This is a genomic window from Actinosynnema sp. (genome assembly GCF_052038725.1).
In genome coordinates, this window is the sequence record NZ_JBQGCX010000790.1 from 1 (window position 1) to 4,915 (window position 4,915).

The following is a 4,915-nucleotide window of genomic DNA, read 5'->3' on the forward strand; positions in this document are numbered from 1 at the left end:
GCGGCAGGCAGCCCGTACCGGCGCAGGCCCACCCACACCAGCAGCAGGCAGCCCGTGCCAGCGCCACCCGCCTGACCGCGGCGGTGGCGGGTTCCCAGGTCAGCGGCGCGCGCCGCCGTGGGCCCGGACGATGTTGAGCACCGCCCGTTCCAGGGCGTAGCCCGCGTCCGCCGCCATGCCCTTCACCTCGGCGTTCAGGTCGGCCACCACCGTCATCGCGCGCGCCAGGCCGTCGCCGTCCCAGCCGCGCACCTGCCCCTGCGCCTTCTTGATCTTCCACGGCGGCATCCCCAGCTCGCCCGCCAGCTTGAACGGGTCGCCGCGGCCCACCGCGGACACGCGCGCCACCGTGCGCACGGCGTCCGCCAGCGCGTCGGCCACCAGCACGTGCGGCACGCCGAGCTGCAGCGCCCACCGCAGCGCCTCCAGCGCCCCCGCCCGGTCGCCGACGACGGCCTTGTCCGCGACCGCGAACCCGGTCACCTCGGCCCGTCCCCGGTGGTAGCGGCGGACCGCCTCCTCGTCGACCTTGCCGTCGGTGTCGGCGACCATCTGGGACGCCGCCGCCGCCAGTTCGCGCAGGTCGGAGCCCACGGCCTCGATCAGCGCCCCGATCGCCGCCGGATCGGCCTTGCCGCCCGCCGCGCGGATCTCGTTGCGCACGAACGCCTCGCGCTCCGGCGCCCTGGTGATCTTCGGGCACTCGGTCACCTCGGCCCCGGCCTTGCGCAGCGCGGCGGGCAGCTCCTTCGCCGCCTTGCTGCGCCCGCCACCGGTGTGCACGACCACCAGCGTCACGCCGTCCGCGGGCGCCTTCACGTAGGAGATGACCGCGTCCGCGATCTCCTTGCTCGCCTCCTGCGCCGCCTCCAGCGCGATGACCCGCCCCTCGGCGAACAGCGACGGGCTGACCAGCTCCGCGAGCTCGGGAGGCGTGAGGTCGCTCACCCGGACGCGGGTCAGATCGGCCTGCGGGTCGGCTTCGCGCGCGGCTGCCAGCGCGGCGCGCACAGCCCGCTCGACCAGCAGTTCCTCGTCACCGATCACCAACTGCACGCCATGGCTCACCACCCGATCCTCCCACGCCGCCACCGGGCCCCCGGCCGCCCCGCCGGGTCCGCATGGTGGACGTCACTGGCCACGGGCCGGGAGCGTGCCGTACGTTCGAAGCACAACCGAATACCGCTCATCCAGAGGGGCAGAGGGATCGGCCCGAAGAAGCCCCGGCAACCTGTCACCAGTCATCGACTGGGTGATCACGGTGCCAATTCCGACCCGCGAAAGCGGGAAAGATGAGGAGAACCTCGCGATGACCGCTGTCAGCAGCGCACCCTCGACCAGCACCTCCTTCGACCTCGGCCCCGCTCGGGCGCTGTCCTGTCGGGAGTGCGGCCACGAGACCCCGCTCGCCCCCGAGTACGCCTGCCAGGAGTGCTTCGGCCCCCTGGAAGTGGCCTACGACTTCGGCCGCGTGCGGCGCGAGGACATCGAAGCGGGCCCCCGCTCCATCTGGCGCTACAAGGGCCTCCTCCCCGTCCCGCCGAACGTCTCCGCCCACCCGAACACCGAGCCCGGCGGCACCCGCCTCATCCAGGCGGACAACCTGGCCAAGGCGCTGGGCGTGCGCAAGCTGTGGGTCAAGGACGACACCGGCAACCCCACCCACTCGTTCAAGGACCGCGTCGTCGGCGTCGCGCTGGCCGCCGCCCGCGAACTGGGCTTCCGCGTCCTGGCCTGCCCGTCCACCGGCAACCTCGCCAACGCCGTCGCCGCAGCCGCAGCCCGCGCGGGCTGGCAGTCGGTCGTGCTCGTCCCCTCCTCCCTGGAGCGGGCCAAGATCCTCATGTCCGCCGTGTACGACGGCTCGCTGATCACCATCGACGGCACCTACGACGACGTCAACCGGGTCGCCCAGGAGCTCGCCGCCGAGAACGAGGACTGGGCGTTCGTCAACGTCAACGTGCGCCCGTACTACGCCGAGGGCTCCAAGACCCTCGGCTACGAGGTCGCCGAGCAGCTCGGCTGGCGCCTGCCCGAGCAGATCGTCATCCCCATCGCCTCCGGCTCGCAGCTCACCAAGGTCGACAAGGCGTTCCGCGAGTTCGGCTCCCTCGGCCTGGTCGACGAGACCCCGTACCGCGTCTTCGGCGCGCAGGCCACCGGCTGCTCCCCCGTCGCGACCGCCTTCAAGGCGGGCCACGACACGGTCGTCCCGGTCCGCCCGGACACCATCGCCCGCTCCCTGGCGATCGGCGCCCCGGCCGACGGCCCGTACGCCCTGGACAGCGTCCGCCGCACCGGCGGCGCCATCGAGGACGTCACCGACGAGGAGGTCGTCGAGGGCATCCGCCTGCTGGCCCGCACCGAGGGCGTCTTCGCCGAGACGGCGGGCGGCGTGACCGTCGCGACCGCGAAGAAGCTCATCGAGTCGGGCAAGCTCGACCCCGACGCCGAGACCGTCCTGCTGATCACCGGCGACGGCCTGAAGACCCTCGACGCCCTCGGCGACCGCGTGGGCCCGCGCGCCACCGTCGCAGCGAGCGCCGACGCGGTCATCAACGCCCTCAAGGACTGACACCAACCGTCCTCAGGACCGAGACCACCCCTCCCCCTCAGCCCTCCAGCACCAGCAGCCCCGGGTGGGTTGGCACCGCCTCGCCGCAGGCGAGACCAACCCACCCGACGGCTGGAATCCGCCGAGCAGCACCCGCTACCGGACCTCAGTGGCCGGACCACGGCAGGCTGACCGCAGGGGCCGGACCACAGGAACCGGACCAAGGGAACTGGACCGTAGAGGGTCGGACCACGGGAGACTGACCGCAGGGGCCGGACCACGGGAGCCGAACCGTAGGAGGCCGGACCACGGGAACCGGACCGCTGGAGCTGGCCCTCAAGGGGCGGCACCGACTGCCGAACTGCCGGGGCGGCTCTGGTCAGCGCGTCAGAACATCCAGCACTCCTTTCCGCAGCAGCACTGAGCGGTCGCGTTCCCCGTGGTGGTGCTCATCGCGTCACCACCGGGGCGGTTGATCGGTGGCCACGCGTTGAGCGGGTCGGCGCGGGGCGTCCCGGCCGTGCAGGCTCCCGCCGTGCAGGGCAGGCCCGTGCACGGTGGTGTCGGGTGGTCGCCGTCCCTGGGGCGCGGGACGCGGGGCGCGACTCCCCGGCACTCGGTCACCGGAGCTCCTCCGCGGTGCGCAGCCAGCCGGTCCTGGGGAACTTCTCCAGGCCCGACAGCACGTGCGGCCCCACCGGTTCGGTGGAGACCCGCCACGCGGTCAGGCGTTGCGGCCACGGCACCCGCTCCTTGAGCTGGTTGTACGGGTGGGCGTGCCAGGTCTCCGGCGGGAAGCTCAGGCCCTCGTCGAACAGCTCGTCCGCCACGAGGCGGTAGGCGTCCTCTGGCGAGTCGACCTCGGTCGTGCTCAGGAAGGCCTGCACGGTCGCCTTCGCCACCACGCCCCTGCGCCCGCCGTCGAGCTTCTGGCACACGTAGTAGGCGAACGACGGCCGCAGCTCCTCGGTCGGCCACGGGTCGGCGTTGTAGCCGGGCTGCCACAGCGCCCAGCCGAGCGCGCCGTCGTGGTCGTTCGGCATCCAGTCGCCGTGCAGCCGGATCCAGGTCTCGCTGGTGGTGCCCATCTCGTCCTCTTCTCCCTCGTCCCGGCCCACGTCGGCCGGGTGCTGTCGTCGTTCGGTCTCCCCCCGCCTCACGGGGGCAGCGGGTCGCCACGGCGGGCGACCCTGGTTCCCGGCCCGCCACCGAGCACGGCGGTGTCGCCGTCCCGGTCGGTGCGCAGGACCAGCGCGCCCCGCCGGGCCAGCGCGTCGAGCAGCACGCCGCTGGGGTGGCCGTAGCGGTTGCCCGCCCCGACGCTGACCAGCGCCACGCTCGGCCGCACCGCGTCCAGGAACGCGGGCGAGGTGGCCCGCGCGCCGTGGTGCGGCACCTTCAGCACGTCGGCCCGCAGGTCGACGCCCCCGTCGAGCAGCTCCGCCTGCGCGGCCAGCTCGACGTCACCGGTCAGCAGCACCCGTCCGGCCGCGGTGGTGGCCCGCAGCACCAGCGAGGCGTTGTTGACCGCCGTGTTCGCGTCCTCCACCGGGCCCGCGCGCGGACCCAGCACCTCCAGCCGCAGCCCCGGCCAGTCCAGGCGCTGACCGGTGGTCAGCTCCAGCACGGCCACCCCGGCGGATCGCGTCCGCGCGACGACCTCGGCCCACGCCCAGTCCGGCACCCGCGCCGGACCGACCGCCACCGCGCCCACCTCCCGCTCGGCGAGCACCTCGGCCAGCCCGCCGATGTGGTCGGCGTGCAGGTGGCTGAGCACCACCAGCGGGATGCGCCGCACCCCCAGCCGCCGCAGGCAGCCGAGCACCGGCACCGGGTCGGGCCCGGTGTCGACCAGCACCGCGCGGCCCCGCTCCGCCGTCGCCAGCAGCACGGCGTCGCCCTGGCCGACGTCGCAGGCCACCACCGACCAGCCGGGCGGCGGCCACCTCGGCGCGACCACGTCCAGCGGCACCAGGACCAGTCCGACGCCGAGCACGAGCGCGACCAGCAGCGCCCGCAGCCGCCTGAGCCGCAGCAGCGCCCACCCGACCACCAGCGCGACGGCCAGCAGCGCGCCACCGGTCCAACCGCCCGGCCAGCGCACCGAGGCTCCGGGCACCCCGCTCGCCCACCTGGCCACGGCGACCAGCCAGGACACCTCCGGGCCAGCCAGGCGCACGGCCAACCGCGCCGCCCCGTCGTGCACCTGGGCGAGCACCGCCGCCGCCACGCCGAGCACGGTCGCGGGCGCCACGACCGGCGCGACGACCAGGTTCGCCAGCACCGCCACCAGGCTCACCTCACCGCACAGCCCGGCCACGAGCGGCGCGGTCGCCAGGTGGGCGGCCACCGGCGCCGCCA

At 74.5% G+C, this 4,915-nt stretch carries 4 protein-coding genes and 1 riboswitch; of the genes, 1 reads left to right on the forward strand and 3 read right to left on the reverse strand.

The window, feature by feature from the left end; genetic code table 11:
- Positions 1 to 99: 99 nt before the first annotated feature.
- A complete protein-coding gene (gene holA, locus ACTUAL_RS16285; protein ID WP_177154531.1) occupies positions 100 to 1,068 on the reverse strand; it encodes a DNA polymerase III subunit delta in 969 nt (322 codons plus the stop codon).
- 115 nt (positions 1,069 to 1,183) lie between these two features.
- A riboswitch (SAM riboswitch) is annotated at positions 1,184 to 1,299 on the forward strand.
- Between the two features lie 10 nt (positions 1,300 to 1,309).
- On the opposite strand from holA, the gene thrC reads away from it, so the two are divergent.
- Positions 1,310 to 2,575, forward strand: a complete 1,266-nt coding sequence (gene thrC / locus ACTUAL_RS16290; protein ID WP_096491870.1) for a threonine synthase — start codon at positions 1,310 to 1,312, stop codon at positions 2,573 to 2,575.
- 599 nt (positions 2,576 to 3,174) lie between these two features.
- Here the strand turns inward: thrC and ACTUAL_RS16295 are convergent.
- Positions 3,175 to 3,714 (reverse strand): hypothetical protein, encoded by a 540-nt coding sequence (locus ACTUAL_RS16295; protein ID WP_440900862.1) that lies wholly within the window; start codon positions 3,712 to 3,714, stop codon positions 3,175 to 3,177.
- Positions 3,711 to 4,915: ComEC/Rec2 family competence protein (locus ACTUAL_RS16300; RefSeq protein ID WP_440900863.1), on the reverse strand; the 1,205-nt coding region annotated here is incomplete at its 5' end. The genes ACTUAL_RS16300 and ACTUAL_RS16295, both read right to left, overlap by 4 nt.

What these genes read in the sequence shown, in the direction of transcription:
- thrC (WP_096491870.1), top strand. Translation starts at nt 1,310, where the DNA reads ATGACCGCTGTCAGCAGCGCACCCTCGACCAGCACCTCCTTCGACCTC.